This is a genomic window from Desulfotomaculum copahuensis, assembly GCF_001655685.1.
Classification (GTDB): domain Bacteria; phylum Bacillota; class Desulfotomaculia; order Desulfotomaculales; family Desulfovirgulaceae; genus Desulfotomaculum_G; species Desulfotomaculum_G copahuensis.
This window is the reverse complement of record NZ_LYVF01000164.1, coordinates 1-26,260: the sequence shown is the minus strand read 5'-3', so window position 1 is coordinate 26,260 and position 26,260 is coordinate 1. Positions and strand designations below refer to the sequence as shown.

Below are 26,260 nucleotides of genomic sequence, written 5' to 3'. Positions count from 1 at the left end.
CTGATAAAATTATTTTGTTTTTAACTGCAGTTCCAGCAGTATGGTTTTAAGCTGTTGCATACTTTCGCCGTAGCCGGCCCAGTCACCTGCCTTTAAACGGGTCAGCGCCTGGTTATATATTTGATTGGCTTTTTCAGCCAGTCCGGACACTGACTCACCGGTTGCGGGCGGTATGCCGGGGACGTTGTTTCCGGTTTGGGTCAACTGGCCGTTGAAAATGCGGTTTAAAGCCTGTTCCAGGGTGGGTTCCATGACCACCTGGTCGCCGAGGGCCACCACTACGCGGCTCAGCTCGGGTATTTTGCTTTGTTCCGCCTGCAGGTAGAGTGGTTCTACATAAATCAGGGAGTCCTTGACCGGAATGATCATCAGGTTGCCACGGTATACCGTGGAGCCACGCTGGCTCCACAGGGAAAGCTGCTGGGAAATGGTGGTGTCCTGGTCGATGCGTGCTTCAACCTGGGCCGGTCCATAAACCAGTTGCTGTTTGGGAAATTCGTAAACCAGCAGTTTTCCGTATTTGCTGCCGTCGGACCGTCCGGCCAGCCAGGCAACCATGTTCTTCTTGTTTTGCGGTGTGAAAGGTAAAATTTGAATGAATTCCGGCTGTTTGTCCCCCGGTAGCCGTGCGATGGTGTAATAGGGCTCCATTGGCTGTTCTTCGTTATTGGTGCCGGACACTTCCGTGGGCAGGTTCCATTTGTCTTCCTTGTTATAGAAAACACGGTAGTCCGTCATATGGTAGGTGGCGTATTTTTGCGCTTGAATCATGAACATATCTTCCGGATAGCGCAAGTGGCTTCTCAAACCGGCGGGCATATTTGCCAGCGGTTTAAACAACCCCGGGAAAATATGGCTATAAGACTGCAGGATGGGATCCCCGGGGTCGGCGGCATAGTAGGTTACGTCGCCGTTATAGGCGTCCACGGCCACTTTGACAGCGTTACGAATGTAATTAAAACCCGGTTTGGCAGGTTCGGCATAAGGAAACATGCCGGTGGTCGTGTAGGCGTCCCATATCCAGTAAAGCCGGCCGTTATTTAAAACAATATATGGATCACTGTCATAGGTCAGAAAAGGAACTATTTTGGGTACCCGCTGTTTTATGTTCCGGTAATAAAGCAGCTTGCTGCTGTTGGTAATGTCGCCGGACAGAAGCAATTTATAGTCGCTAAAGGACAAGGCAAACATCAGCCGGCGCCAGAAAGAGTGTACATCCACCCCGCTATGCCCCTGATAGGTGCACCAGGCGTTGTCGTTGCCCTTTGGATAGTCGAACTCCTGGCCGCGGGCGTTTACCGCTACATAGTTATCGGTTGACTCGCCGTAGTAGATTTCCGGCCGGGTTATTTTCAAGTCGGTACCGGTAACCGGCGGGATGTCCTTGATCAACAACCGGGGCAACCCGTCGCTGTTTATCTCGTTAACCGGACTCATTACGATACCATAGCCGTGGGTGTATTTGAGATGCTCGTTTACCCAGGTTTTGGCCTGTTCAGGTAGTTGTTCCTGGTTTAATTCCCGTGCCGCCAGCATCACCTGGCGGTAATGACCGTCAATTGTATAGCGGTCCACGTCGATGCCCTTGAACTCGTAATACAGGCGCATCTCCTGAAGCTGGCTGTACGTCTGCTGCAGCGGCCGGTAATCCCATAAGCGGATATTTTTTATGGTATCTTCGTTGTTCTTGATGTCCGGCGGAGTTAACGTGCCACCCGCAGGAAACAACCGGCTCTCGATGTTATTTAAATCATAGGTCAGACGGGTGAACTTGATGCCGTTTTCGATGTACGGCCGTTCTTTATCCTGCTCGGTGGGCAGGACGAGAAATTTCTGCATCAGCGCGGGGTAAATACCGTTTAAAACAATAGCCGCCACCACCAGGATGCCAATACTGTAGATGAGTGGGCGCAGACGGCCTAAGACAATATTGATCAGCAGTATTGCAGCACTGGAAAGACATAATACCAGTAAAATCTTATATGCCACCAGACGGGCATGTATGTCTGTGTAGCCCGCTCCGTAAACCACACCATGCTCCGAGTAGAGCAGCAGGTACTGGTCCAGCCGGTATCCCCAGGCACGGATAAACAGCAAGATGGCCAGCAAAATGGACAAGTGACGGCGGGCGGACGGTGAATTCAATATATCCCTTACTCCCCCGCTTGCCGCGCCGGAAAGTACATAGATAGCGGAGACCAAAAGCAGGGACAGGGCCGCCGTCCATAGTAAGAGGCGGTAAAGCAAGATTAAAAATGGCAAGCGGAAAACATAAAAACCGGCATCACGGTGGAATATGGGCTCCTGGATATTAAAAACGGCCGGGTGTAAGAATTGCTGGAAAGCCAGCCAGTTTCCCGCGGCCGGCTCACTGATCAAAAAGGCCAGTATCAGGCTTGCGGCGGCAAATAATAAAGTCACCGTCCGGGGGGCAATCAACCGGCTCCAGGACGGTTGAACCAGGGTGACTACATCCCCCTCCTGTATCCGGCGGGCGGTTCCGGCCGCGTTGACAATTGGCCGGCGGGTGAAAAACAGGTTGGCAAACAGGACGGCAAAAACAAGCGCCCACACCGCCAGCCGCAAGCCCACTGCCGAAAGTAGAATAGTCAGGAACACCTGCTGGTAGTGTACCGATCCGAACCAGAGCCAATCGGTATAGAAGCGCGCCCCCCAGTGTACCAGCGCGAGTAGCAGTATAACAGCGGCTGCCAGGACGGAAATAACATAACGAAGCCTGTGTTGCAACTGAATTCTCCTCCCTGCCGCAAATTTTGCTGCTAAAAGAGTATCCGGCGGCGCTGTTCCGGGTTTACATGGGTTTGGGGTTTTTCCGGGTGTCGTCCGCCTCGTGGCGAAGTTTAGCTTCACATAATTGGCAGATTAACACCGCTTTCTTACGCGGCATTTCATCGTCATCTTCATCATATGGATCCGGCTTGAACTCCTCCGGTTCAATTTCCCGCCCGCACATTATACAGCGTGTCAAGGGCTCCACCTCCGAATATTAAATGGACACACCACTCCTCCTTTTTTAATTCGCCGGCGGATTTTGAATTCCTGCCTGGCGGAGTGTGCATTAAATCAAGACAGCAAAAAGGTTGCCCGCATAAAGCGGGCAACCCGGGGGGTCTTGCATTCAATTGAACCGGGGCTTAAGCTGACGGGTGAGTTCCTCCGGTATATGCAGTGTCCACGGTTCATCATGCATCACCTGCAAATGACTGTAATCGCTGCCCACCAGGGGGAAGATGGTGTACCGGCCGACAATGCGGGCGGTGACCCAAAAACCCTCATCTTCCCGCCGGGCCAGATAAAGAGCGGCATTAAAACTGGCGATATTGATTTCGTCATAAAATTCGATCACTTTACGCAGCCCGGCTGCTAGATCGTCTATATCGCGTCGGGTGAGGTCGTTGATGGTCGTTTTTTCCGGCATAACGGCGGTAACGTCACATAATGCGCGTGGGGCAAATGTGACCAGCCAGTGGGTGTTGCCGGTTTGGCCCAGATAACGTTCATTATTTTTTATTTCCGTATTGATTAAATCGGACCAGTAATTGCGTCCATTCTGAAGCAGATATTCCCTGCCGCACCGGATCAGCCCGGCATCGTAACGGCATGGCGCCGGTCCGGACAGAATCTGCAAATGGGGGTGGATCAACGATCCGCCGGAATAGGGCATATAGTTCCAGTTTATGGAGCCATACCTGGCCCCGCCGGGATCCGCCGCTTCAGCCAGTTTTAGAAAATCAAGGGCGGCACACACGCTATCGCTAATGATTTCAGCCGTCAGTGCGGGCATGGACAGGTAATGTTCGGGTGACATGATTGTTACAGCCGAATACAATTCATAGGGTGTCAGGTTGGGCACCACCACCGCCCGGCCCACCTGCAGGCGTCCACCGGGAACAATGTCTTCCGGGAACCGCGGGGTGACCTTCTCCATCTTCGGTGGACAAAACGGACAGAACTTCCGCCGCGATTCCTCCACAAAAGGTGTCCAGTCATGACGCTCCAGTTTCATGCTCCGGAAGGACATGATACGTACCGCTTGTCCGGTTAAGGGATCAAAACGGATTTCGTTGGGTACGGTGGTCAGGGCAAAATCCTTGAGCGGGTGGTGAAAGCGGGTTTGATTGATAATTTTACGGAATTCTAATGGCATTTGCGGCCTGGCTGCCGGCAACCATTGCCTTTGCTGGGGAACAACAGCCCCGGCGGCAGGATTCCCCTCCTTTTTTATTATTTCCTCATAATATCTTAGCAGTTTTTACATGCCCTGTCATCCCCGCCCGGTTGACCGGTCGATTTGTGTATCCCAAATGTGCTGGAAAAGGTTTAATCCCGGACCGCCCGAATATGCGGCATTATTCAAACGCCTTGAATTCAGATCTGGAATTGTCTTGACGGAAGCAATTCCATAAGATATAATAATTGTTGCCGGAAACGGCATACAGGGGAGTAGCTCAATTGGTAGAGCGGCGGTCTCCAAAACCGTAGGCTGCGGGTTCAAGTCCTGTCTCCCCTGCCAAAGAAAGTTAGGAGCCTCAAGGGTTTGAGGCTCCTTCGTTTTTTAGCGAAACCGGTGAAAATGGCGTAATGGATCCATTTTGGCATCAGACTAAAATGCGTGGCTGGTACGGGTTGTTTTTTCCAGAGTGCTGTTGTCGGGACGGTGGAATAAGAGGACGCTGAACACCGAGGTCAGGTTCAGAATGATCACCAGCACGAAGGCGCCGTGGAAGGAACCGCTGAGCTGGACAATAAAACCCGTCAGTGTGGAGGCAATCAGACCGGCCACAGCAAAGAAGAAATCCATAATTCCGAGGGCGGTACCTGATTTTTCTTTGATCATGTCCACATTGACAGCGTAGAAAGTGGAATTGGAGGCCATGTTGAATCCCACCGCCAGGGAAATGGAGATCAACGACAGGCTCAGTGAGTGGTACATGATCACAGGAAGCAAGCTCAGGGCGCCCAGCAACTGCGAAATCCAGATTGGATAGGAACGGGACAGGCGCAGGTTACCAGTTGATTTTAAGATCCGGTCGGACAGGTGGCCAACAAAATAAAGCAGGATTGAAGCCAACGCCCAGGGCAGGATGGTGAACATGCCCACATGCTGCAAATCCATGCCGTAGGATTTACTTAAGAAGGTAGGCAGCCAGCCCAGGAAGAAAAACAGGTTGTAGCCGAAAACGAAGAACGCCCAGTCATTGGAAAGCAATGTGGGGTTGGTCAGCAGAAACCTCCACATACCCGGCGAGCTGGCATGCTGATGCTTTCTGATGGCCTGTTCGGAGATATCCCGGGAAACTTTTTTTTGCTCCCTGATATGGGACAGTTCGGCATCGTTTACGTGCACGGAGTGTTCCGGAAAATCACGGAACAAGAAGAACCACAAGGGTGCCCAGATAATGCCCAGACCGCCCAGGATCATGAACATTCCCCGCCAGGAAAAGTGGATGGCCAGTTGAGATACAATCGGGCCGCCGAGCATCAGCGCCAGCGGCACGGATACGAGGGCGTTGGCCAGCGCGACCGCTCTTTCCTTACTGGGCAGCCAGTCGCCGACCACGCGGTTTAAGGCCGGAAAGTTCGGCCCTTCCGCCAGTCCGAGGAACAAACGGACGGTGAACAGGAAAGCGAAACCAGCTGCAAAGGCCGTGGAGAAAATGCTTACGGACCAGATCAGTGCGGCAATTAGCCAAACCTTACGTGATCCCCACTTATCTACCATTAATCCACCAAAAAAGCATAATGCCGCATAACCGATATTAAAGGCACCTAGTGTCAAACCAATGTGCTCTTCATTTAAATGAAACAGTTTGCTCAGAATCGGCATGGCAAAAGCTATCGCCGAACGGTCAACATAGTTAATGACTGTAATCAGAAAAACCATTCCAATGATAATCCAGCGATAATTTGAAGGCTTCATGATTTCATTCTCCTTCCTGCATAGTATCCTACATAGTAATTAAATGATTTTCGTTTTCCAGCCTTTCCCTTTCTAATACACCTCCCCGTGCCTGCATTGCTGTCCTAGGAATGCATAGCATATTATAGTAAATTGTTGAAATAGGCCAAATTCCGACTGGTTGGGCAACATCAAATGTTCTGAAAAGAAAGTATACTGTATACTTTGACATAATTTTAAGTTTTCCTGCCTGGGTGAAAGGTTTTGATAAATATTTTTTGGTTTTTGAAATATGAATAATCTGGGCAAACCTTGCCCATGGTGAGAAATTCTCTTCTCAAGGAGATGCTCAGCATAAACCTGTGCAACTATTTTATGACAATATAGATAATAAAAAAGCAGGCTTAGAAGCCTGCTTTTTTTAAAATGCATTTCTATTATTATTTATCCGGTTCAGTTTCTGTTTTGGCGTTTTTGATGATTTCTTCCGCCAGACGGGCGGGTACTTCCTCATAACCAGAAAATACCATGTGAAAAGAACCCCGGCCCTGGGTCATGGACTTCAGATCAATGGCGTAACGGTACATTTCCGCCAGGGGTACGATCGCCTTGACCCGGGTGTTTTTGCCGTCCGGTTCCATGCCCAGGATCCGTCCCCGTTTGGCGCTGTTGAAGTCGCTGATGATATCGCCCATGTAGCTTTCCGGCACTGTGACCTCAACTTCCATGATTGGTTCGAGCAGTACCGGTTTGGCTTGTTGACAGCCCTTCTTGAAGGCCAGGGAGGTGGCTATTTTAAAGGCCAGTTCGGATGAATCCACCGGGTGGTAGGAACCGTCGTACAGAACCACCTTCACCCCGGTAACCGGATATCCGGCCAGCACGCCTTCGGTCATTGCTTCCCGGACGCCCTTTTCCACTGCCGGGATATATTGTTTCGGCACTGAACCGCCGAATATTTCCTCCGTAAATTCAAACGGCTTGTCGGGCAGTGGTTCCAGGCGCAACCAGACGTGACCATATTGCCCGTGTCCGCCGGTTTGCTTTTTGTGCTTGCCTTCCACCTTCACTTCACTGCGGATGGTTTCCCGGTAAGGCACCCGGGCGGAGGACATGGTTACATCCACACCGAACCTCCGTTTCAGTTTTTCGAGCAGGATGTCCAGGTGCATTTCGCCCATACCGGTAAGCAGGGTCTGCTTGGTTTCGACATTCTTTTCCACCCGTACGGTGGGATCCTCTTCCAGCAACCTGGCCAGGGAGTTGCCCAGCTTATCCTCGTCGCCCTTGCTTTTGGGCTGAATGGCCACGGTCAGGGTGGGTTGCGGGAAATCAATGCCGGCCAGCTTTACCGGTTGCTCTTTATCGCACAGCGTGTCCCCGGTGCCTGTTTCCTGCAGCTTGACCAGTACGGCCATGTCTCCGGCCGGAACTTCCTGGACCGGCGCAGTGGCCTTGCCCCTGACATAAAGAATCTGGCCGATCTTTTCCGTCTTTTCTTTATTGCTGTTTAACACTGTGGAATCGCTTTTCAATGTGCCGGTATATACACGGATAAAATTCATTTTACCCACATAAGGGTCGGCGAGGGTCTTAAACACCAGGCCGGAGAAAGGTTTACCCTCCTCCACCCGCGGGGCCGGGGCATAATGAATCAGAAAGTCCAGCAGGTTGGTTATGGCCATATTACGGGTGGCCGAACCGCAAAGCACGGGTATTACTTTGGCCGAGGCTACGCCCTTGGCCAGTCCCGTTTTCAATTCCTCAATGGAAAGCGCTTCGCCTTCCAGGTATTTCATCATCAGCTCGTCATCGGCCTCCACGGCCGCTTCAACCAGTTTTTCCCGGTGTTCGGCAATGCTTTCGGCCAGTTGACCGGGAACGGGAATTTCCGTGGCTTTACCGCCGGCATCGTATTGGTAGGCCTTTTGTTCAAGCATGTCCACAATGCCGGAAAAATCATTGGCCTGTCCGATTGGAAGCTGAACGGGTGCAAAATCCGCATTGAATTTTTCTTTCAGCTCATCAAGCACCTTGAAATAGTTGGCATTTTCCCGGTCCATCTTATTGATAAAAACGATCCGGGGCAGGCCGGCCTGATCAGCCAAATCCCAGATAATTTCGGTCTGCACCTCCACCCCGTCCACGGCGGAAACCACAAACAAGGCGCTGTCCACCACGCGAAGCGCACCGCGCACTTCGCCGATGAAATCGGAGTAACCGGGCGTATCCAGCATATTCAGTTTATGCTGTTGCCATTCACAGGGCACCAGACTGGTGTGAATGGTTAGATGACGGTTGATTTCTTCCGGATGGTAGTCGGCTGTGGTTGTGCCGTCTTCCACTCGGCCGAGACGGTTGATCACTCCCGTGTTAAACAGCATGGCTTCGACCAGGGAAGTTTTGCCGGCGCCGCCGTGCGCCACCACACCAAGATTACGGATAAATGAACTGGGGTAATTTTTCAAATCCCGTACCTCCTTTTGTAAATAATGTTTTCTCTAAAAGTTTTTTCTATACCCGGCAAAAGATTACCAATATAAAAACGCCCCGCCACGGGCACGATCATGCTTCCGCCGCTGGTTGCCGGCGTCCCGGCGGCACGGTGATAATTCAGCGGTTTAACGTTTATCCAGCGTACCCGCATGCCAGTCAAGGCCCGGTGTGCGTCAGGCCGCCGTTAAGGAGCCTGATCACCTGATATTCTATACGCCGGCCCCAAATTCCTTGTCTTTAAGTGAAAATATTGACGGTATATAATCCAGGCTGCGGCGACAAGGTTGGCCACATAGCAAAAGCCGGTTGGACATAGATATAGCTTGAGGTGGCTCTTCATGACCAGGCAGTCCTTTGTTTACGGCGCATTCATTCTCCTGGTGGCCAGCCTGTTCAACCGGGTGATCGGTTTTATTTATCAGATTGCCATGATCCGCATTATCCGGCCGGAAGGTGTCGGGCTTTTTAATATGGTTTATCCTATTTATGTGCTGGTGCTGGTGTTGGCCGGAGCGGGCATTCCGGTGGCCATTGCCAAACTGGTGGCTGAAGAGGTGGCCCGGAAAAATTTATACGGGGCCTACCGCATATTCACCATCGCTTTCTGGTGCATTACCGGGAGCAGTGTTTTTCTCACCGGGCTGCTTCTTTTCGCCCTGCCATGGATAAAACAGCTTGCTTTTCCCCACCCCAAGGTTTATTACAGCTTGCTTGCTTTGATTCCGGCCATAATCATTGTATCGCTCTGCTCGGCCTTCCGCGGTTTTTTCCAGGGACTGCAGCAGATGACTCCCACGGCTACGACTCAGGTGGTGGAACAAATAATCCGTGTGACAGCCGGGTTGGTCATTGCCTATTTGTTGTTGCCCCGGGGGGTGGAGTACGCGGCCATGGGCATTTCTTTAGGAGTGGTCTGTGGTGAACTGGCCGGTTTTTTGCTCATGCTGTTCATTTATGTGCAAAAAAGGCCCCCTTTGACCGGGTTGCGCCTCAATCTGCCGGCGCCCCTGTACGTGGATGCCCGGCGCATTTTTCAATTGGCCGTCCCGGTTACCCTGACCCGCTTTGTGTCCACTGCGCTGCTTTCCGTGGATGCCATCCTGATTCCCCGGCGACTGCAGGCGGCCGGTCTGGGTTTGCTCGAGACCACGGCCACTTACGGACAACTGGTGGGTATTGCCGAAACATTATTGTTTACTCCGGGTATTGTCACCATATCCCTGGCCACCGCGCTGGTGCCGGCGATCAGTGACGCCCTGGCTCAAAACGATCTGGCGCTGGTGCGCGGGCGGACCGAAGAGGCACTGCGTTTAACGATGCTGGCCGGATTGCCCACCGCCGCCGTTTTCTGGTTTATGCCCCGTGAATTGTGTGCTGTGCTTTTTGGTTACGGCGAGGCCGGGCAGGCGTTGGCCATACTTGCTCTCGGCGGTCCTTTCTTGTATTTGCAGCAAACCGTGACCGGTGTTTTACAGGGTTTGGGACTGGCCGACCGGCCGTTGAAAAACCTGCTTGTTGCCTCCCTCTTTAAGATTATCGGTATTTATTATCTGACAGCGGTTCCCTCCCTGACCGTCCGGGGAACGGCGGCGGCCATCAGTCTTGGCTATATGATTATGGCCCTTTTGAATTATCTTGATTTAAGGAGAAGCATCCGGCTGCGCGTTGATCCCGGGTACTGTCTGGGCAAACCGCTGGCGGCCACCGCCGGTATGCTGGCGGTAATGCAGTTATGGCGTGAATATATGTTCAAGCCGGATTCAATTTTTCACATCGGTTTTTTCCTGCTGCTTGGCGGGTTCACCTATTTGTTTATTTTGCTCCTTTTGGGCGGTGTGCACAGATATGATTTAAGCCGCCTGCATTCATTTCTCCGCCTGCGTTAGGTCGGACAGCCAGTTCTCCACTCCGTGCATGGCCCGGTAATTGGTAAGATCGAGTTGGATTGGCGTAATTGATATATACTGGTTGCGCACGGCTTCCACATCGGTATTGCCGGGCTTTTTGTCTTCCATGTCCATCGGTTCGCCGGCCATCCAGTAATAAACTCTTCCACGGGGATCGGTACGCTTGTGAAAAATGTTTATATAACGTCTATTACCCAGGCAGGTGATCCGTCTCCCCCTGGTCCCGCCAGCCGGCACATTGATGTTTAAAAGCGTATCCGGGGGAAGGTTGTTTTTGAATATTGCCGGGATGATTTCCCGGATAAACTGACCGGCGGGCCCAAAATCCATTTTTTCATAGGCGGCCAGAGAAACGGCCAGAGCCGGAAACCCGTTAATCACGCCTTCTATAGCAGCTGATACTGTACCGGAATAAAGCACGTCGGTGCCCAGGTTTGGACCCTGGTTGATTCCGGCCACCACCAGATGAGGCGGTTCGGGCAACAGGTCCTCCACGGCCAGTTTTACACAGTCGGCCGGGGTGCCGTCCACCGCCCAGGCGCGGGAAACATTCACCGGCAGGCGGACCGGTGTGATGCGCAGGGGGCGGTCCACGGTAATACCGTGTCCAGTGGCGCTGCGTTCCCTGTCGGGTGCAACTACAAACAATTCACCCAGGTCCTGCAGGCTTTCCAGCAGGGCTTTCAACCCGTCGGCATGAATGCCGTCGTCATTACTGATCAGGATGCGCATTTGAGCCCTCCATCCGGTCAAACCTCATAAATTGAAATAACCATGGTTCCTTTTTGAAAGTCTTTACTCAACCCGAACATCAATTTTTTATCCTTCAAACTTTTGTTTAAGAAGTCAACAATTTTGTACATCTCATCGTAGGGCTGAAATGACTTGTAAGCAATCAGCTCCAGTTTGCCTTCCTTTTTCCCCTCACTCATACGTCCTCCTCCATCAACCTTTAATGAGCGACATGGCTTCCGCCCGGGTGGCTTCGTTGCGCTGGAAGGAACCTCTTACTGCCGAGGTGATCGTCTTGGAGCCCGGCTTACGCACACCGCGCAGGGTCATGCACATATGCTCCGCTTCCACCACCACCAGCACCCCCTGCGGGTTCAGGCGGTGCATGATGCTGTCGGCAATCTGTTTGGTCAGCCGTTCTTGCAACTGGGGACGTTTGGCATAACCCTCGACAACCCGGGCCAGCTTGGAAAGACCGGTTACATTGCCCTTGCGTGGAATGTAGGCCACGTGCGCTTTGCCGAAGAAAGGGAGCAAGTGATGTTCACACATCGAATACATCGGAATGTCCTTGACAATAATCATTTCTTCATGTTCTTCCGAGAATACTTTTTGCAAGTGCACCTCCGGATCCTGCCACAAACCGCAGAATATTTCCCCGTACATCCGGGCCACCCGGGCCGGTGTTTCCAGCAATCCTTCCCGTTCCGGATCTTCACCGATTGCTTCCAGAATCATACGAACCGCATTTTCAATTTTAGCTGTGTCAATCATTTTCTCCACTCCCTCCCAGCAACTACAAAAGGTGCAGATATTTATGTGTCTGGGGAATTACCCGTACATCGATCAGCTTTTCCAGCGCACGCGCCTGAATGGCCAAGGCCCGTCCGGGGGCCAGTTGCGGTATCCCGCGGGAGGATGAAACGGGCTGCAGGACAACCGGAATGTCTTTGTACCGGGAAAGAAGTTCCACGGCCTGTTCAATCTCCCGGTCGGCACTGTAGTCGGCGATAATAATTTTGACCATTACTTTTTTCTTTTTGGCCAGGGCCAGCGCCAGGAACGCCTCGTGTTCTCGCCAGCAGGGGGTTATGCCGGCGGTGCCGGGCAGTTTTATATCCATGGCGATAATATCAATGCCGTCAATGATCCGGGCCAGTTCTTCCGGCAATGTACCGTTGGTCTCCAGATAGATGCCCTGGCGGGCCGGCGGGAGTAACGGTATTAAACGGCTGAGGAAGGACGTATGCAACAAGGGTTCCCCCCCCGTCAAACTAATTGTCTGATGCCCGGAGGGGTTCAATTCCCCCGCCCGGAGGGCCACTTCAGCGGCCGTTAACGGATTGGGCAGCAAACAAAAATTGCCAGTTCCCGGTTCCGTCTCAATGCGGCAGTGAACCGGCGCTTTTCCGGTCCGGGTGTCGCAATAGCGGCAGTTCAGGTTGCAACCCCAAAAACGGATAAAAATCTGCCGGCAGCCGGTAAAAATACCTTCCCCCTGGATGGAAGAAAAAATTTCCGTGACCATGGTGCTGTCGGCAGGCATCTAATTCACTCCTCTTACCTTGCAGCGTGCTCTTTTGACGCTTTCCAGCTCAGCAGCATAGGCGGTAAAAATTTTTTCAGCCAGGGCGGGAATTTCATTGCCGCTCCAACCCATTTCAACCAGACTGGCAGCGGGCACCGGCGTGTTTTCGGCGGTTACGTTCAAAGCGGTATGAATCATGGTGGATACCGGTGTGACAGTGGCGATGGAAATGGAAAGCTTGCGCCCCGCCAGATAGAGGTCATCGCCGTCCCGTTTCAGGGAACTTCCCCGTGAGGATACTATTTCATTGATTATAGCCACCAGCAGTCGCTGACGCAAAATAGTCCGCCCCAGACCGGCATCGAAATGTTCTATGATAAAGTGTAACATATCTGAACCGTAAATGGGAGACTGTTGGAGCACGTCCTCCATGTCCACCATATGAGCAAAGTCCAGGCGGCAGGGGCCCCGGAAGGCCACAATGCTGTCCCCGGGCAGCCCGAGGGTCCGGTAGGCCCACAGGGAAGAAAGCTGCGTGCCATCATAAAGCATTGTTTTTTCAATAAAAAAGGTATGCATCCTGTCATATCTCCTCCCGGCCGCCGGGAAAAGGTATTCCGACGGCCTTTAAAGCCCGCTGCAGGCGGCGGCAGCTTTCACACTGGCCGCACATCAGTTCTTTACCGAGGTAACAGCTCCAAATCAGGTGCCACGGCACGCCCAGTCGTTGACCGAGACGGACGATTTCCACTTTATTCAGCCGTTGGGTATAGCTGACCACCTGGACACCGTTTGCGGTGGAATAAGACAGGGCGCGGTTGGCTGCTTCTACGTAGGCCGGACTGTTATCGGGAAAGGTGACTGCTTCTTCCCGGTTGAATCCGGTGACCACCCGGGTGCAGCCAAGCGACTCGGCAAAACAGGCCGCTATGTTGATCAGCAAGCCGTTGCGGTTTGGTACCCAGACCAGGGCGGCCGTTTCTCCGGCCTTTTGCGGATCGTCCAGGTCTTCTTCATCCGGCCGGGGAACGGAAAATTCCCGGTTGACCAGGGCGGTGCAGGTGAGCGACTGTAAAAAAGGAACGGCCACGGTCTGATGGTGCAGATGGTAATACGCGGCCAGTGCCCGGGCGGCACCCGCTTCCCGTATGGCCGCCCGCTGCCCGTAATCTACGGTTAGGCAGAGTTCGACACTGCTTTCCCGTAAGGCCTGGGCCAGGGAAACCGTGGAATCCAGTCCGCCGGAAAGCAAGACCACGCTTTTCATGCCTGTTCATCCTCCGTGTAGCCGGCCCAGGCATCGGGTGACTCCCACACCCGCACCAGGGCCAACTGCAGTTCCGGTGCCAGCAGCACGCGCAACCGGCCGGAGATGTACCGGGCCAGGTTTTCCGCCGTTGGATTGATCCGGTTAAAAGAGGGCAATTCATTCAGGTATTGGTGGTCCAGTTCCTTGATTACCCGGCCCACCATTTCTTTTAATGCCTTAAAGTCCAGCAGCATTCCATTTGCATCCAATTTTTCGCCTTTTACAGTGACTTCCAGTTGCCAGGTGTGACCGTGCAAATTGGCGCACTGGCCCTGGTAATTGGACAACCGGTGGGCGGCGGCAAACCGTTTGGTGACGGACAGTTGGTACATGCTTTTTTCCTCCGCAGCTAGTATAACTCAATCATTTTGACTTTAACTATTTCGTCGCTCAATGTCAACGTCCTTCCGGACGGGCATAAAAAAAGGGCGGTTAATCGCCGCCCTTTTTTTATGCCCGCTAATGAACCAGACCGAGTGCCCGGCTGTAACATTTGACCGCTTCGGCTGCCCGGCCCATTTCGTTATGCAGGTTTCCCAACAACCCCCAGGTTTCCGGACAATCAGGCGACTGTTTCAACATTCCTTCACAGATGGCCAGGGATTCGCTGTAACGGTGCAGTTTGTTCAAGCAGGCGGCTTTATTCAGAAGTACGGTTTGATTGAACGGTTCGATGGACAGGGCGCGGTTGTATAGTTTTAAGGCTTCCTCATGCCGGTTCATTTCATCCAGGCACAGGGCGTAGTTGTTCATGGCGGTGGGATCGTCCGGGTTGCAAATCAATGCGTTTTCGTAACAGGAAAGAGCCTGCCGGTACATTCGTGCCCGCTGGTAGCAACCGGCCAGGTTGGCCAGGATGGAAGCGTCACCGGGCGACAACTCTTTGGCCACTTCATAACAAGTGATCGCTTCTTCCAGACGTCCCAGAAAATGCAGGCTGTATCCCTTGTTGTTCATCAACTCGACGCTGTTCAAGCCGCCGGCCTGGGCGCGCTGGTAGCAGAGCAGCGCTTCTTCATGCCGGTTCAGTTTGCTCAGTGCCAAACCGGTATTCAAGTACAAGGCCGGATCCGGTCCGGTGGTGGCCTGCACCTGGCGAAACACAGTCAAGGCCTCCTCCGGGCGATCCATGGCCAGTAAATTGATGCCCACGTCATTTAACGAGAGCGTTTCCGGTTCAACAAGCAGTTTGTTCAACAAACCCAGGGGGCCGGAAAAAGATTTTTTGTTTTCGTTGATAACCGGTCTGGATTTGTTTGGGGCCGGCAATCTCCGGTTTTCTTCCTCCAGGGCAAGATGTTTTTTCAGCAGCCGGTCACCCGTACGGGAACGCTGGTTGACACGGTTCAGCCAATAAAGCAGGCTTGTCCGGCTGTGTTCACCGGCGGCCTTTTTCCAGTGCAAAATGGCCCGGTCCAGCCGGCCGCGCTTCAGGCACAACCGGGTGGCCTGCAAATGCAGGTTCACCCGCCTGGGCTCCAGCTTCACCGCCCGGTCTATCCAGCGCAGGGCTTGTTCTTCCGCTCCCAGTACTTCCAGGATGCGGGCCCCGGCCTGCCAAAGATAGGCAACGGTCACCGCTTTTCTCACCGTAGGCAACGGGTTCCACATCACGGATCGCTCCTTTGGATTATTAACTGGCCATTACTTCGCTACCAATGATAGTGTTTCCTGCTAAAATATTCATTTTTATTCCATCAAATCCCTCGTTGTTACGACACGGCGCAAAGAAACACCCGGGAGTATTCTACACGACTACTCCCGGGTGTTTCTTTGTCGACATTTTATCCGACCACCTGGTAGCCGGCTTTTTCCACCGCTTCAACCAGTTGATTTCTGGTCACGGCAGGTCCATGTGCAACAGTGGCAGTTTTGGCGGCCAGATCCACAACTGCCCCGGTAACTCCTTCAACTGCCTTAAGTGCCTTTTCCACCGCCATTTTACAATGGTTGCAGGACATGCCCGCCACTTGCAACACAGTTTGCTGACCGGTCACATTCTCACCTCCCTTCATATATTAAAGGGTGTTTTGGTTCAACAATGTTTTAAGCCTTGGGTCGTGCAGCATATCCCGCCATACCGGGCGCATTTGCGGTGTGGTCATGATCTCGATTATGACCGGCCGCATGACCGGGGCGGCCATAATATTGGCCACCGCCTGGCGGGCGCCGGGGTCGGACATTACTGAAGCCATATTTTGCTGTACGTTCCGTGAATGCATGGCCTCCACCATCACCCGGTGCATTTCCGGTGTACTGAACATGTTGGCCACGTTGTTCCGGTTGGCCGGACGGGTCATGTAATTGATCATGGTTTGTTCGTTTGGGGACGGTAACATGGGCTTGGCCGACGGAGTGAGCCCGAGCAGGGGCGCCAACCAGACGCCCAGGATCAGCCCGGCCAGCAATGTTCCGGCCAGGGCGCTCCAGAACCAGCGTTGCATCACTATTGCTCCTTTCCGGGACAATAATTTGAGGACAGCTATATTATGTCCCGCATTTGGCGCAATAGCCCGGGAAAAGTATATTAACCGGAGCGGGTGTCAATTATATATTTACAGAACAGAATAAGGGAGGACGGAAAAATGAAAAAAGACAATCAAAATAAATTTGTCAAGGGTGACTCCTTTGTCCGGGAAAAGACCGGTTCGGCCACCATGATTAACCTGGACGGCCGTTGGGAGCACGATTTCACCGACGACGATACTCCGGCCGGCGCGCAACCGCCGAAAACATTATCCGGCGTACCCGTAGCGGAGAAAAGGCAGTCTCAAAAGCCCGGGCCGGGGTTGAATCCATAGCCGGCCGGTGAATACAGCCGGGTTTTTTTACCGGCGCGGTTCACGTAACTTCAATAACCGGCCGTCGAGGAGCACGGCAAAATTATATTGCCGCGACCGGGATTGGGCAATCCGTACCGCTGGAGATCGCGGGTTGTCAGGGCTTTGCCTGCTGCTTTTTCAAGGTGCCGCTGAATGGCCGCACCCGGAAGGAGACACCCAACCGGGAGGCAATCTCCCGGCATTTTTCGATCTCCACCCCGGGCCACTCCACCACCGTCAGCACAACTTGCGGAATAATATCACGACAGCGGGCGGTAAAATCCAGCATACCGCCGTAGGCGGCCGGACCCATGGCCGGCCGGCATAGTGCCACGTACTGCGCGGCATTGCCGGCATTCAGGCTGATGCTGATCACATCCGCCAGGCCTTTCAATTCCGGGGTTATGTCGCGGCCGTAAACCAGGTTGGCCTGGCCGTTGGTATTGATACGGATGCGCGCTCCTTTTTGCTTTAAAAAGGCGGCTGTTTTTTTGACCAGTTCCAAGCGCTGCAGCGGTTCGCCATAACCGCAGAAAACCACTTCCCGGTAATGTTGCGCACCGGCAAGCGCCGCCTGCAAGTCGCTAAAGGAAGGCTCTTGTTGCAGCCACAGGTTGAAGCCGACTCCCTCCTCTGTATTCCTGATACAAAAAACGCAGTTGTTTGAACACCGGTTGGTTACATTCAGGTATAAATTGTTTCCGATTGGATAAGCAATTGTTTGTCCCTTCATTTTGCAATCCTTCTTACGGTAAATTAGGTCATAATAACCATTGGGCATCAGTATAGATATAAAAAAAACGGGAGGTGATTCCATGCTTGCCAATAACAGACCCGGCTTCAGTTTGGGGGAGGTTCTGCGTGGCGCTTTACTGGCCCTGACCATTTCGGTGCTGGGAAGTCTATTTACCGGTGCCGCCTGCTATTTTTCCAGCCTCCCGGAACATAGTCTGCCCTGGGTTTCCGCCGGCGTTTATTTTTTCAGTGTCTTGGGCGGTGCCTGGTCCACAGCCCGGAGAACAGGCAACCGGGGATTGATTTACGGACTGACGGTGGCTGTGTTGTTTTTTCTTTTCAGTTGGTTGATTGCCGTCTATATTCTGCCTCCCGTATCCGCCGGTACCACCCCGCTGTACCAAAAATTGTTGCTGGCCGTGCTGGCCGGTACCCTGGGCGGTGTGCTGGGAGTAAGCTGCAGCCGGTAAATTTCCCTCTTTAAGACCGTTCTACGCGACTGTAGAAAATCCTTTAATTCGGATAAAAAGGCGGGGGCGGTTTTGCACCCGCCCCGGAACTTATTTCCATACCTTTAATAATATTGACCTGATAAAGGAAGGTAAACGTAAAAAATATACGCGCAATGTCAATCACCCCTTTATTAGGTTGGCTTCTTATATAATATGGCGATTCCGGGAGAAACGTGACTAAATTATTTATTTCCGCATCCCGGCCGGAAAGCGGTGCACCACATCCCCCGGTTCGAACAAGGACCGGTTTGGGGCGACGGCTACCGGTTGCTCCATCCACTGGGACACCCGCTTGATGATCATGTCCAGATCACCCCGGATATGGCTTTTCAAGGGCAGGGAGTTTAAAAACAAACGGCCGTATTTTTTGCTCACCAGGCGGCTGTCCAGCACTACCACGGCACCCCGGTCGTTAACCGAGCGGATCAGCCTGCCGAAACCCTGCTTGAAACGAATGATTGCCTGCGGCAGACTGTAATGGCGGAAACCGTCCTTTCCCGCCCGGGCCAGTTGTTCCAAGCGGGCTTCCACCACTGGCGCCCCGGGCGAGCCGAAGGGTAATTTGACTATAACAACGCAACTCAAGGCCTGCCCGGGAATATCCACCCCTTCCCAGAAACTGGATGCACCAAAAAGCAGTGCCCGTTCCGTATGAGTGAATTCTTCCATCAAGCGGGAGCGGCTGCCGTCGATGTTATGACCGAGCAGGCAGATGTCCATTTCCTCACAGGCCGGTTTGAGCAACCGGTAGGTTTCCTGCAGCACCCGGTGGGAGGAAAACAAGGCCAGCATGCGGCCGCGGGTAGCCCGGACCAGACCGGCCAGCGCAGGCACCAGGGCGGCGTAATATTCATTTTCGGGAGCAAAACCCTGGCCGGGGATATCTCTGACAATACAGAGCAGGGACTGCTTATCGTATTGAAAAGGTGAATCCACCTGCAGCCTTTGCACCCGGCCGGCGGGCAGCAGGTTGATTCCGGTGCGTTCCGCAAAATGCTCGAAGGAACCGTCAACTGTCAGCGTAGCCGAAGTAAAGACAATCGTTTCCTTGTTTTGATACAACTCCCGGTACAGAATTTCCCCCACCTGCACCGGTGCGGCATGCAGTGTGCAGCCTGCCGTTTCCCCCTCCCCGGTTGTTTCCACCCAGTAAACGAATTCCGGGTCGCTGTAATTCAGAATAAATAAAAGGTCGGCGGCCATTGCCTCGCCGGCGGTCAATTGCTGGGTGACATCCCCGGCCTGGCCGGCCCAGGCCTCATTAAGGGCCTGCCAGGCTTCCAGGACGGCCTGGAGCCTGGTCAGGCAGTCCAGGAGCCCCTTCAGCCGGCTTGACAGGTTGTCCAGCTCAGCCTGCACCGGCAGTTCCCCGGGCGGCTTTAAACGCAGCGTACAACGGGATGCGTCTTTGTTTTGACTGTGGAAAAGCTGTCTGATGTATTCGATCAGTGTGTTAAAAAAAAGATCCGTTGTTTCCCGCGTCTGCTGCAGGGACAGGCGTGCTTCCTGGAGCAATTGAAGCCACTCGCCGGCGTCACGGGGCGGAACCGGTTCGCCCAGTTGACGGATTAGCTTGTATACACCGTTCAGCCAGCGCCGCAATCCGTTCCGGGAGAGCTGCCGGCCCAGTTGTTCGGTGGCAGCGTCTTCAAGGTGGTGTGCTTCGTCAATGACCAGGGGGCCGTAAGCCGGCAACACCCGGTTGTCCGCCCGGACGTCGGAAAGCAAGAGAGAGTGATTGACTATGATTAAGTTGGCTGCCTCAGCCCGCCGCCTGGCCCGGGTAACGAAACAGTCCCGGGAATACCAGCGGCAGCCGGTGCCCAGGCAGGCTTCACTGTCGGCGCAAATTTGCAGCCACCATTCCTGTTCATTATAGCTCAAGTTTATTTCACTGCGGTCTCCGGTTGTCGTGGCGGCGGCCCAGAGCAAGATCCGGGCCATGAAAGCCGCTTCGGGTGGCGACCACCCGCCGGCGGAAAGTGCGTGCAGCCAGCGGCGCAGGCAGAGGTAATTCTGCCGGCCCTTGACCAGTGCGGCGCGACAGGGGGCGGGCAATGCCTCTTGCACCAGGGGGATGTCTTTGTTCCACAGCTGTTCCTGCAGGTTGATGGTCCGGGTGGCCAGCACCACCCGCTCGCCGCTGAGCAAAGACCAGTACAGGGCGGGAATGATATAAGCCATGGATTTACCCGTGCCCGTACCTGCTTCCACCAGCAAAAATTTTTTTCCGGCAAAGGCGCGGGCCACTGCAGCCACCACCGACTGCTGTTCCGGCCGGTATTCGTAGCCGGGAATGCGTCCGGACAGCGGTCCGCCGGGTTCGAACATGGCAGCCAGTTGTTCCGGGCCGCTGTCTTCCGGGGGCGGTGTTCCGGCCGGAAGCGGTTGCCCGGTTTCCGGGGCGGCCGGGGTGAACAGCACCGTCCTTTCGATTCCTGTTCCGGCCGACTGCCAGGCTATTTGCTCCATTAACGGCGCCCAGGGGGAACCGGCCGTTTGCAGCAGGGCGGCCAGATAAAGCAGTATCCGGGCATCCTGTCCGGCTGCTGTTTTCAGTAACTTCCGGTAAAGGGCGGCTGTTGCCAGGCTGTCGTCCAGTGCCCGGTGGGTGCTGGCGTGCTCCAGGTTCAACCGGCGGCAGAGCTCGGCCAGGCGGTGCCCGGGAAATGAAGGGAACAGCACCCGGGACAATTCCAGGGTATCATAAACCGGGTTGGGTAGCGCGCCGGCGGCAAAAGCCAAAAAGTCACGGTCAAAAGATATATTATGTCCCACCAGCGGTTCATGTCCGATGAAATGCAAAGCGGCCGGCAAAACCGCCCCCAGTTCCGGGGCGCCGGCCAGTTGGGCATCGTCCAGTCCGGTAAGCCGGCGTACGTTAACGGGTACATGTCCCCGGGGACGGACCAATGAATGCCAGGTTCCGTTAATCTCCCCGTTAACCAGCCTGACCAGGGCAATTTCAATTATCTCGTCTTTTTCGGGGTTCAAGCCGGTTGTTTCCAGGTCACAAAACACGCAAGACTCAAGCAATACATTTCACTCCCGGGGATTTTCTTTGACGTTGTTTATTCTTCCCGTTTTTTGACGGCATCCTTTTTCATTCGCTGCCGGAAGGGCAATTCCTGCAACTGCTTTTGCCAGCGAGGAGCAAAAATAGCCGCACGCTCATAAATTGATATAGACATTGGTTGAACAGGAGGCGAAAAGGTTGGAAAAACTTGATCCCGGTATGTTGCCCGAACCCTTCCGCAGCATGTTTTTGAATATTGACCCGGCGGTACTGGAACAGTTGCGGGACAGCATTGATCCGGCCGCTCTGCTCGGCTTGCTGGGCGGTGCGGCGGACATGGTGCGTCAGTCGCTGAACACTCAGGACAGCGAGGCGCTGCAGCAACTGCTGTCCGGTGTGGCGCAGCTGCTCAACCCGGCGGGGAAATAAAGGAAAGCCATATAAAACAAGGGCCGTATCGTTTACGGCCCTTGTTTTAATGTCATCGCTGGCTGGTTTTGATGTTGCGCCTGAAGATGGTTCTCCGGTACGGGAAGGAACGGCGCAACACCAGTGACGGCGGTCGATCTTCGCCCCCCAACCTGCTGCCGTCAACTGTTCTTGTCATTTCGCCCAGCTTGCTGGCCGCCTGATCCGCTCTGACCAGTCCGGCATTATTCGGTCCGTAATCCAGAGCGGTTAGTTTCTCGGCCGAGGAAATCAGCATCTCCAGCAAATCAGCCGGTTTTTCCCGCGGCGCCAGGGCGATCAAGAGGGCCAGGGCGCCGGTGACGTGCGGCGCAGCCATGGAAGTACCGCTCATCCGTTTGAAAGTACCGCCTGTTCCCGTGGACATGATTCTGTTACCGGGCGCGGCCAGTTTGATTTCCGGTCCCAGGCTGCTGTAGTAGGCCAGTTGATCATGTTCATCCATGGCGGCAACGGCCACCACTTCCGGATAGGCGGCGGGATAGTCCACCGATTGATAAGAGCCGTCGTTGCCGGCAGCCGCGACAATGATTATGCCGCCGGCTGCCGCCCGGCGCACCGCTTCATGCAATGCCCGGTTAGGTTCATCCGTACCAAAACTTATGTTCACCAGCTGTATGCCATGACGCAAACACCAGTCCAAACCGCGAATAATACCGGCAAAACTGCCCTCCCCCTGCCGGTTTAATATTTTGACCGGGTACAGGGATGCTTTCGGGGCAGTACCCTTGATGCCAAAATCATTGTCCACGGCAGCAATAATACCGCAGACATGGGTGCCGTGACCGTGATCATCCGCCGGTGCCTCCCCGGGGTGCAGAATATTTACCCCGCCCTTGATATTTCCTTTTAAATCCCTATGTTCCAGATCAGCCCCGGTATCAAGCACGGCTACTTTTACCCGTTCCCCCCCGGATTTGGGCCAGACCAGATCCGCTCCGATGCGGTGAATACCCCAGGGTATTACCTGGTAATGATCACTTTTAAACTGGATGTTTTCAGAGATTATGCTGACCGGTTGCAGTTTAATCCGGGCGTTGTCCGCCAGAGCTTTGATATCATCCTGTGCATGCAGTTCCTGAATTTGCGGGGTATTGGGAAGGGAACACAAGACGCCGTCAATTAACGGCAGGGGTTCAATGCCGGTGGCTCCATGTTTGAGGAGCAGTTCCCCGTATTCCGGCCGCAGGTTTTTCCCTTTCATCACCGGCCTTTTAAATAAAATTATTTTTTCCACCTGAGCGGTGCTGCCGGACATGCCCATGGTGTCCTCTCCTTTTACTGCTGTTCATTTCCCCCGGCACTTTGAGTGCCCCCGTTCTTTTTATCGGCCATGCTGCGCAAAAGCGTGTTGATTGGATCCAGAATCTTGGCCAAATCCAGGGAATTGCTCTTGTCTCCACGTTCAACCGTGCCGGAAGTGGTAACTTTGTAGTCGTTAAAGGTTTTAATTATCGAATCAAACATCAGCTGGATGCTGTTGGCAATAATTTCAATCACCTGTCCGACGGTGCGGGTGCCTGTGATCAATGTGCGCAATGTTGATTCCAGACTCTTTTGAGCAACCGGTGCGCCCCGGTAGGGCAGGCGGGTCAGGTTCTCGATCTGGCCGGTCAGTATATCAAGTTTTTGGGCCAGCTTGTTTTCCCTGGCCCGGGTCATTTCCAGATGAGCGATCGCTTCGGCCAGCCGGTCAATGTTGGATGTGATTTTGGCGGCGTCTTCCATCTGATTGCTCTTTTCCGCCTGGATGGATTCAAGTTTGGTTACCAGCGTATCCAGAGTTTCATGCAGGGGTTTTTCAGTGACAGTCATACTGAACACATCCTTATATTAATGATATGAGATAGGGCCACAAAAGCAGCGGCCCTATCCATGCCAGTCTGAAATGGTGCTTTTAAAGGGCGAAAATGATTACACCGACCAGGAAGAGAATAAAACCAATTACTCTTACCACGGCGGGAAAAGCATCGGCTACGGCCAGGAACAGTCCGACTCCGGCCAACAGGGCGCCCAGGGCCATGCCAAACACGCTGGTGGGAAAGGCCTTGACTTCCACGCCCGATTTTTCAACCACATCAACCATGCGAAAATACCTCCTTGTTGCTGATTTTTTTGAACAAACTGCACCCGGGTGCATTGTTCTGATCTAAAATATGTATACCGGGAAGCCATTGTTACAGCGCACAGGAAGAATTTTCTCACCGGTGTTCCGCCTTTTGGCGAGTGGTTTGACGGTTTTGTTGCATCTATTTAAAGGAGGTTGATGGTTTGGAATTGCACGATGTGGATGATGCGCTGGCGGAAATAGAATCACTGGCCGGGCTGGACTGGCTGAAAAAGTGTACTGACCGGCTTAAGGAAATGGACGGCGCCGGGCCGGCGCGGGGACGGTATATAGAATTGCCGCCGTCCGGGGTGCCGCCGCTGGGCTATCTCTGGTACCGGGCAAAAGAGGAGTGTGCTTTAAGCGAACTGGGATTGATCACCGGTATGAGCACGACCATGCAGCGCCTGGCCTGCCTGGGCAAGGATCTGTCTTTGATCCGGCGGCAGGCGGGGTTTGCGGAATGGTGGACCGGTTTCAGGGACGGCCGGGATTTTGCTCCGGCTGCTTTTCAACTGGCGGTGGCGGCGGGGTTGCAGCGGCGGGGCTGGCAGGTGGAATTGAAGCCGGAGGAAAACGGCCGCCGCTTGGAGCTGTGGCGGCCGGACTGTCGCCTGTATGCCTTGTGCCGGCATGCGGCGGGACCGGAAGGGGTGAGCGCGGTCTTGACGGCCGGCGGGTGCAAGACCGGTGAAACGGCGGATGTGCTTTACCTCGATTGCGCTTGGCAGGCGGGGATGGACCGGCAATCGGTGCTGGAACAATACGCCATAAAACTGAAAACGGAAACCGGGCCGGCCGTGCCGGGAGCTGTCATATTTACGGTTACCTATTTCCGGCGTACGTCCGGCGGTGTAAAAATGCACACCGGACAAAGCATCTGGCTGAATCCGGTCCGCGTCCCGCCCTGTCCGGCGGAAGACTTGCTGCTAATAACCTGCAACCAAGAGAGGAATCAATCTTAAAGATCACCTTTTTTATTCGCCGGAGCGCAATCACAATGATGCTGTGTCAATAAAGGCCGCAACGCCAAAGCGGCCTGTTCGCCCAGATTGCCGGGACCGGGGAAAAAAAGGCGTAAGGCGGTGGCCAGGCCGTAGATCTGCCCGTGTAAAAAAGCAGCACAAGCGACGGCATCAGGACGGGAAGAAACCTTTTGCCATTGCTCCAGCGATTGCAACAAAAGTTCCAGCAACCGGGCGCCCTGTTCTTTTCCCGGCGCTTGCTCAAACGAGCTCATAGCTTTCCCCCGGGTTCAAGATCGCCACACGCGCCGTGGTTTTTGCCTCCACATCCTGTTTGAACCGGGAGGCATCCTGGGCAATCAGCGGCCAGGTGTTGTAGTGCATCGGAATCACCGTGTGCGGCTGGAGCAATTGCACTGCTTCCAGGGCGTCATCCGGCCCCATGGTGAAATTGTCGCCGATGGGCAACAGGGCCAGGTCAATGGCCTGCCGGCGGCTGATTAAATTCATGTCCCCGAACAGCCCGGTGTCACCGGCATGATATACGGTGTGTCCGTCCATGGTAATGATAAAACCGCAGGGCGTACCCAGGTATTCAGCCGTTCCGCCGGTGGCCAGGCCGCTGCCATGCCAGGCCGGTGTCAGCTTGATCCGCACCCCGTCGAACTGATGGCTGCCGCCGATATGCATGGGATGCGCCCCCACCCCGTGGCGCATGCAGAAATTGGCCAACTCGAAGACCGACACCACCGTGGCGCCGGATTGCCGGGCTATTTCCACCGTATCGCCCAGATGATCGTCATGGCCATGACTGACCAGAATCAGGTCCGGGTGCAAATCCTGCACTTTGCTTACAGTCACCGGATTTCCAGTGATAAAAGGGTCGATGAGCACGCTTTTGCTTCCGGCAAGCAAAAAAGCGGCATGGCCGAGAAAGGTAACCTGCATGGTATGCACTCCTTTCGCTGGAAATGTAATATTATTATATCCCGGGTCATCAACACCTGCAGATCAGTGATTCTCCCCGCCGGCGGTCAGGAAGGAAAAAATCCGGGCGGCGGCTGTATATGGATCCATTCCCCTGGACAGCACGGCGGAGAGCAGATCGTTCACCGGCCCGGGCGTGGTGATTTTTTTTTGGACCAGTTGCTGCCAGCGGTGGTTGACCAGGGAAAGCGTTTCGTCTTTTGCCCTGGTTTGACGGCGCCGGGTGAACAAGCCGCCCTGCACCAGGTAGCGGCGGTGTTGATCAATTGCCGTCAGCAAATCAGCCGTTCCCCGGTCACTCAAGGTGGAAGTGGTCACCACCGGCGGCCGCCAGTCAAGGCGTCCGGCCTGCATATCCAGCATTATTTCCACTTCCGCGGCCACCCTGGCCGCGCCGGGCAGATCGCACTTGTTTACCACAAAGATATCCGCAATTTCCATGATTCCGGCCTTGATGGTCTGAATGGCATCGCCGGCCCCGGGGGTAAGCACCACCACGGTGGTATCGGCCACGTGCATAATGTCGATTTCAGCCTGCCCGACGCCTACCGTTTCAATAATCACCCACTCGAATCCAAAAGCGTCCATGGCTTTGATTACTTCCCCGGTGGTATGGGATAATCCGCCCAGGCTGCCCCGGGTACCCATGCTGCGGATGAAGACGCCGTGGTCGACTGCATGGTTCTGCATCCGGATGCGGTCGCCAAGCAGGGCGCCGCCACTGAAAGGACTGGTCGGATCCACGGCGATGATGCC

General features: G+C 54.1%; 28 protein-coding genes and 1 tRNA gene. 6 read left to right on the top strand and 23 right to left on the bottom strand.

All coding sequences use genetic code 11. From position 1 onward, the window contains the following. Positions 1 to 9 precede the first annotated feature (9 nt). The 3 genes from A6M21_RS10335 to A6M21_RS10330 all read right to left on the bottom strand — a co-directional run bounded on the left by A6M21_RS10335 (position 10) and on the right by A6M21_RS10330 (position 4,168). Entirely contained in the window at positions 10 to 2,748 is a 2,739-nt protein-coding gene (locus A6M21_RS10335; RefSeq protein WP_066668494.1) for a UPF0182 family membrane protein, read from the bottom strand. Positions 2,749 to 2,812: 64 nt separating this feature from the next. Next, positions 2,813 to 2,998, bottom strand: a complete 186-nt coding sequence (locus tag A6M21_RS18795) for a hypothetical protein (protein ID WP_345788096.1) — start codon at positions 2,996 to 2,998, stop codon at positions 2,813 to 2,815. Between the two features lie 141 nt (positions 2,999 to 3,139). Next, positions 3,140 to 4,168, bottom strand: a complete 1,029-nt coding sequence (locus A6M21_RS10330) for a hypothetical protein (RefSeq protein ID WP_066668491.1) — start codon at positions 4,166 to 4,168, stop codon at positions 3,140 to 3,142. A gap of 290 nt (positions 4,169 to 4,458) precedes the next feature. On the opposite strand from A6M21_RS10330, the gene A6M21_RS10325 reads away from it, so the two are divergent. Then, positions 4,459 to 4,534, top strand: a tRNA-Trp gene (locus tag A6M21_RS10325). 90 nt (positions 4,535 to 4,624) lie between these two features. On the opposite strand, the gene A6M21_RS10320 is transcribed toward A6M21_RS10325, so the two are convergent. Beyond that, positions 4,625 to 5,941 (bottom strand): MFS transporter, encoded by a 1,317-nt coding sequence (locus tag A6M21_RS10320; protein ID WP_066668489.1) that lies wholly within the window; start codon positions 5,939 to 5,941, stop codon positions 4,625 to 4,627. 419 nt (positions 5,942 to 6,360) lie between these two features. Next, complete coding sequence (fusA, locus tag A6M21_RS10315; RefSeq protein WP_066668487.1) at positions 6,361 to 8,388, bottom strand: elongation factor G; 2,028 nt, start codon at positions 8,386 to 8,388, stop codon at positions 6,361 to 6,363. Positions 8,389 to 8,754: 366 nt separating this feature from the next. On the opposite strand from fusA, the gene spoVB reads away from it, so the two are divergent. After that, positions 8,755 to 10,302: a stage V sporulation protein B gene (gene spoVB, locus A6M21_RS10305; RefSeq protein ID WP_066668482.1), complete on the top strand. Its 1,548-nt coding sequence runs from the start codon at positions 8,755 to 8,757 to the stop codon at positions 10,300 to 10,302. Here spoVB and surE read toward each other — a convergent pair. The 10 genes from surE to A6M21_RS10255 all read right to left on the bottom strand — a co-directional run bounded on the left by surE (position 10,282) and on the right by A6M21_RS10255 (position 16,336). Then, entirely contained in the window at positions 10,282 to 11,055 is a 774-nt protein-coding gene (gene surE, locus A6M21_RS10300; RefSeq protein ID WP_066668480.1) for a 5'/3'-nucleotidase SurE, read from the bottom strand. The two genes, spoVB and surE, sit on opposite strands and share 21 nt — an antisense overlap. A 17-nt stretch (positions 11,056 to 11,072) precedes the next feature. Further along, a complete protein-coding gene (locus A6M21_RS10295) occupies positions 11,073 to 11,255 on the bottom strand; it encodes a YpmA family protein (RefSeq protein ID WP_066668479.1) in 183 nt (60 codons plus the stop codon). 13 nt (positions 11,256 to 11,268) lie between these two features. Further along, positions 11,269 to 11,829, bottom strand: coding sequence for a GTP cyclohydrolase I FolE (gene folE, locus A6M21_RS10290; RefSeq protein ID WP_066668478.1), 561 nt, complete (start codon positions 11,827 to 11,829; stop codon positions 11,269 to 11,271). A 22-nt stretch (positions 11,830 to 11,851) separates the two neighbouring features. Next, positions 11,852 to 12,601 carry a 7-carboxy-7-deazaguanine synthase QueE gene (locus A6M21_RS10285; RefSeq protein ID WP_066668476.1) on the bottom strand — a complete coding sequence of 250 codons (750 nt, stop codon included), beginning with the start codon at positions 12,599 to 12,601 and terminating at the stop codon, positions 11,852 to 11,854. After that, positions 12,602 to 13,162 carry a DUF366 family protein gene (locus A6M21_RS10280; RefSeq protein ID WP_066668474.1) on the bottom strand — a complete coding sequence of 187 codons (561 nt, stop codon included), beginning with the start codon at positions 13,160 to 13,162 and terminating at the stop codon, positions 12,602 to 12,604. It lies immediately after the preceding gene. A gap of 4 nt (positions 13,163 to 13,166) precedes the next feature. After that, the gene (queC, locus tag A6M21_RS10275; RefSeq protein ID WP_066668473.1) at positions 13,167 to 13,850 is read right to left on the bottom strand and encodes a 7-cyano-7-deazaguanine synthase QueC; all 684 of its coding nucleotides are present in this window, start codon (positions 13,848 to 13,850) and stop codon (positions 13,167 to 13,169) included. After that, positions 13,847 to 14,224, bottom strand: coding sequence for a 6-carboxytetrahydropterin synthase QueD (gene queD, locus A6M21_RS10270; RefSeq protein ID WP_066668469.1), 378 nt, complete (start codon positions 14,222 to 14,224; stop codon positions 13,847 to 13,849). Before queD ends, queC begins: the two co-directional genes overlap by 4 nt. Positions 14,225 to 14,351: 127 nt before the next feature. Next, a complete protein-coding gene (locus A6M21_RS10265) occupies positions 14,352 to 15,503 on the bottom strand; it encodes a tetratricopeptide repeat protein (protein ID WP_066668462.1) in 1,152 nt (383 codons plus the stop codon). A 173-nt stretch (positions 15,504 to 15,676) separates the two neighbouring features. Further along, positions 15,677 to 15,853, bottom strand: a complete 177-nt coding sequence (locus A6M21_RS10260) for a heavy-metal-associated domain-containing protein (RefSeq protein ID WP_427854623.1) — start codon at positions 15,851 to 15,853, stop codon at positions 15,677 to 15,679. Between the two features lie 57 nt (positions 15,854 to 15,910). Further along, positions 15,911 to 16,336 (bottom strand): hypothetical protein, encoded by a 426-nt coding sequence (locus A6M21_RS10255; protein WP_066668458.1) that lies wholly within the window; start codon positions 16,334 to 16,336, stop codon positions 15,911 to 15,913. Between the two features lie 141 nt (positions 16,337 to 16,477). Here A6M21_RS10255 and A6M21_RS18930 point away from each other — a divergent pair, with 141 nt between their 5' ends. Next, positions 16,478 to 16,693: a hypothetical protein gene (locus tag A6M21_RS18930; protein WP_066668456.1), complete on the top strand. Its 216-nt coding sequence runs from the start codon at positions 16,478 to 16,480 to the stop codon at positions 16,691 to 16,693. 136 nt (positions 16,694 to 16,829) lie between these two features. On the opposite strand, the gene A6M21_RS10245 is transcribed toward A6M21_RS18930, so the two are convergent. After that, entirely contained in the window at positions 16,830 to 17,447 is a 618-nt protein-coding gene (locus A6M21_RS10245; protein ID WP_066668668.1) for a TatD family nuclease-associated radical SAM protein, read from the bottom strand. An 82-nt stretch (positions 17,448 to 17,529) separates the two neighbouring features. Here A6M21_RS10245 and A6M21_RS10240 point away from each other — a divergent pair, with 82 nt between their 5' ends. Then, positions 17,530 to 17,919: a TIGR04086 family membrane protein gene (locus tag A6M21_RS10240; RefSeq protein WP_066668454.1), complete on the top strand. Its 390-nt coding sequence runs from the start codon at positions 17,530 to 17,532 to the stop codon at positions 17,917 to 17,919. 228 nt (positions 17,920 to 18,147) lie between these two features. Here the strand turns inward: A6M21_RS10240 and A6M21_RS10235 are convergent, their stop codons facing one another. After that, positions 18,148 to 20,997: a helicase C-terminal domain-containing protein gene (locus A6M21_RS10235; protein WP_066668452.1), complete on the bottom strand. Its 2,850-nt coding sequence runs from the start codon at positions 20,995 to 20,997 to the stop codon at positions 18,148 to 18,150. A gap of 178 nt (positions 20,998 to 21,175) precedes the next feature. Between A6M21_RS10235 and A6M21_RS10230 the strand changes: the two genes are divergently transcribed. Continuing rightward, positions 21,176 to 21,406, top strand: a complete 231-nt coding sequence (locus tag A6M21_RS10230; RefSeq protein WP_066668448.1) for a hypothetical protein — start codon at positions 21,176 to 21,178, stop codon at positions 21,404 to 21,406. Between the two features lie 52 nt (positions 21,407 to 21,458). On the opposite strand, the gene A6M21_RS10225 is transcribed toward A6M21_RS10230, so the two are convergent. From A6M21_RS10225 to A6M21_RS10215, 3 genes are all read right to left on the bottom strand, one after another. Continuing rightward, on the bottom strand, positions 21,459 to 22,709 hold the full coding sequence (locus A6M21_RS10225) for a S8 family peptidase (RefSeq protein WP_066668446.1): 1,251 nt from the start codon (positions 22,707 to 22,709) through the stop codon (positions 21,459 to 21,461). A 14-nt stretch (positions 22,710 to 22,723) separates the two neighbouring features. Then, entirely contained in the window at positions 22,724 to 23,260 is a 537-nt protein-coding gene (locus A6M21_RS10220; protein WP_066668444.1) for a hypothetical protein, read from the bottom strand. An 82-nt stretch (positions 23,261 to 23,342) separates the two neighbouring features. After that, complete coding sequence (locus tag A6M21_RS10215; RefSeq protein WP_066668442.1) at positions 23,343 to 23,531, bottom strand: hypothetical protein; 189 nt, start codon at positions 23,529 to 23,531, stop codon at positions 23,343 to 23,345. A 185-nt stretch (positions 23,532 to 23,716) separates the two neighbouring features. Here A6M21_RS10215 and A6M21_RS10210 point away from each other — a divergent pair, with 185 nt between their 5' ends. Continuing rightward, positions 23,717 to 24,517 (top strand): hypothetical protein, encoded by an 801-nt coding sequence (locus A6M21_RS10210; protein ID WP_066668440.1) that lies wholly within the window; start codon positions 23,717 to 23,719, stop codon positions 24,515 to 24,517. Here the strand turns inward: A6M21_RS10210 and A6M21_RS10205 are convergent. The 3 genes from A6M21_RS10205 to meaB form a co-directional block, all read right to left on the bottom strand. Beyond that, a complete protein-coding gene (locus A6M21_RS10205) occupies positions 24,514 to 24,792 on the bottom strand; it encodes an HAD family hydrolase (RefSeq protein WP_066668438.1) in 279 nt (92 codons plus the stop codon). The genes A6M21_RS10210 and A6M21_RS10205 overlap by 4 nt on opposite strands. Next, positions 24,779 to 25,465, bottom strand: coding sequence for a metal-dependent hydrolase (locus A6M21_RS10200; RefSeq protein ID WP_066668436.1), 687 nt, complete (start codon positions 25,463 to 25,465; stop codon positions 24,779 to 24,781). The genes A6M21_RS10205 and A6M21_RS10200 overlap by 14 nt, the downstream gene beginning before the upstream one ends. 63 nt (positions 25,466 to 25,528) lie before the next feature. After that, positions 25,529 to 26,260: methylmalonyl Co-A mutase-associated GTPase MeaB (gene meaB, locus A6M21_RS10195; RefSeq protein ID WP_066668435.1), on the bottom strand; the 732-nt coding region annotated here is incomplete at its 5' end.

Bases quoted from the DNA above. Each gene is read 5' to 3' on its own strand.
- A6M21_RS10240 (WP_066668454.1), top strand. From the start codon at position 17,530: ATGCTTGCCAATAACAGACCCGGCTTCAGTTTGGGGGAGGTTCTGCGT.
- surE (WP_066668480.1), bottom strand. From the start codon at position 11,055: ATGCGCATCCTGATCAGTAATGACGACGGCATTCATGCCGACGGGTTG.
- A6M21_RS10225 (WP_066668446.1), bottom strand. From the start codon at position 22,709: ATGGGCATGTCCGGCAGCACCGCTCAGGTGGAAAAAATAATTTTATTT.
- A6M21_RS10200 (WP_066668436.1), bottom strand. From the start codon at position 25,465: ATGCAGGTTACCTTTCTCGGCCATGCCGCTTTTTTGCTTGCCGGAAGC.
- A6M21_RS10255 (WP_066668458.1), bottom strand. From the start codon at position 16,336: ATGCAACGCTGGTTCTGGAGCGCCCTGGCCGGAACATTGCTGGCCGGG.
- A6M21_RS10265 (WP_066668462.1), bottom strand. From the start codon at position 15,503: ATGTGGAACCCGTTGCCTACGGTGAGAAAAGCGGTGACCGTTGCCTAT.
- A6M21_RS10295 (WP_066668479.1), bottom strand. From the start codon at position 11,255: ATGAGTGAGGGGAAAAAGGAAGGCAAACTGGAGCTGATTGCTTACAAG.
- A6M21_RS10330 (WP_066668491.1), bottom strand. From the start codon at position 4,168: ATGCCATTAGAATTCCGTAAAATTATCAATCAAACCCGCTTTCACCAC.
- queD (WP_066668469.1), bottom strand. From the start codon at position 14,224: ATGTACCAACTGTCCGTCACCAAACGGTTTGCCGCCGCCCACCGGTTG.
- A6M21_RS10205 (WP_066668438.1), bottom strand. From the start codon at position 24,792: ATGAGCTCGTTTGAGCAAGCGCCGGGAAAAGAACAGGGCGCCCGGTTG.
- folE (WP_066668478.1), bottom strand. From the start codon at position 11,829: ATGATTGACACAGCTAAAATTGAAAATGCGGTTCGTATGATTCTGGAA.
- spoVB (WP_066668482.1), top strand. From the start codon at position 8,755: ATGACCAGGCAGTCCTTTGTTTACGGCGCATTCATTCTCCTGGTGGCC.
- A6M21_RS10280 (WP_066668474.1), bottom strand. From the start codon at position 13,162: ATGCATACCTTTTTTATTGAAAAAACAATGCTTTATGATGGCACGCAG.
- A6M21_RS10245 (WP_066668668.1), bottom strand. From the start codon at position 17,447: ATGAAGGGACAAACAATTGCTTATCCAATCGGAAACAATTTATACCTG.
- queC (WP_066668473.1), bottom strand. From the start codon at position 13,850: ATGAAAAGCGTGGTCTTGCTTTCCGGCGGACTGGATTCCACGGTTTCC.
- A6M21_RS10215 (WP_066668442.1), bottom strand. From the start codon at position 23,531: ATGGTTGATGTGGTTGAAAAATCGGGCGTGGAAGTCAAGGCCTTTCCC.
- A6M21_RS10320 (WP_066668489.1), bottom strand. From the start codon at position 5,941: ATGAAGCCTTCAAATTATCGCTGGATTATCATTGGAATGGTTTTTCTG.
- A6M21_RS18930 (WP_066668456.1), top strand. From the start codon at position 16,478: ATGAAAAAAGACAATCAAAATAAATTTGTCAAGGGTGACTCCTTTGTC.
- A6M21_RS10260 (WP_427854623.1), bottom strand. From the start codon at position 15,853: ATGTCCTGCAACCATTGTAAAATGGCGGTGGAAAAGGCACTTAAGGCA.
- A6M21_RS10220 (WP_066668444.1), bottom strand. From the start codon at position 23,260: ATGACTGTCACTGAAAAACCCCTGCATGAAACTCTGGATACGCTGGTA.
- A6M21_RS10285 (WP_066668476.1), bottom strand. From the start codon at position 12,601: ATGCCTGCCGACAGCACCATGGTCACGGAAATTTTTTCTTCCATCCAG.